The 1,055-nt window shown below is 43.3% G+C and carries 1 protein-coding gene; it reads right to left on the bottom strand.

Annotation, left to right across the window (positions count from 1 at the left end):
- On the bottom strand, positions 1-1,055 hold a 1,055-nt coding region (locus tag AC01FP_RS17770; protein ID WP_474482079.1), incomplete at both ends, for a glycosyltransferase family 2 protein.

Here is a 1,055-nt window from a genome sequence, read left to right on the forward strand (position 1 = left end):
ATGGTAAGAGACAATAAAAAGGGTGCTTGAAAGTAGAGAATTGGTTGTATCTCGACATCCGGCAAGGGGGCAAACCCTAGGATGAAAAAGACGATGGGAATGGCTTGAAAAAACAAGCGACTATTATACTGTGTAATCCAAGAATATGGAAAGAAAAATATTCGTTGGATGACTGTAAGGCCTCTTTTTTTAAGCATTAACCAAGCAACCTGGATGCCACCTCTGCCCCATCTTTTGCGTTGAATAAAGTATGAGCCCAACGACTCAGCTGCAAGGCCAATTGAGATCGGTTCTTCAAAAAAAATAGTTCGCCAACCGTGCGAACAAAGCGTGATGGTTAGCAGAATATCTTCAGTCACTGAATTTGTTGGAAAACCATCCATGGCCTGAAGAATGGTTCGACGATGTATCGAACATGATCCACAACAGAATGCAACACCCAAAGCATCTCTCCCTCGTGCGACTAAACGAAAGAAATAAGACTGCTCATCACTCCAAAAAGCAGCAATTCCAAGGTTGTGTTGTAAGGCATCTGGATTATAGAAGTTCTGGGGAGTTTGAATAGTAGCTATGCTTGGGTCATCAAATAATCCCGCAACTCGCCAGATTGCATTTCGATAGCAAACAAAATCAGCATCGAATATCATTACTAAATCAGCATTGCTATGATGAAGAGCGTTGTTGATATTACCTGCTTTTGCCCCCTTGTTATCGGAGCGAGACAGATATCGTGCTCCTGTCTGCTGGCAATATTGTTTCAGCCAGTCACGTCTACCGTCATCTAGAACCCATACATCAAAGGCGGGATAGTCAATTCTTAATGCACCCAGTATAGACTTTTCCAACACCTCCAGTCCTTCATTATAAGTTGTGATGAATATATCTACTGAGGGTATCGATTGATTCCCAAGGTCCAGCCAACGCTTTCGGAGTATGCTCTCGGCTTCATTCGCATCTGCTATGCGGCTTGAAAGCCATGTCACCGTGACGAGGAACAGTGCCACTTCGATAATAACTGCTAATTCGATAGTCAGTACCAACAACCACCATAGCCA

This window comes from Cyanobium sp. NIVA-CYA 375 (genome assembly GCF_056108345.1).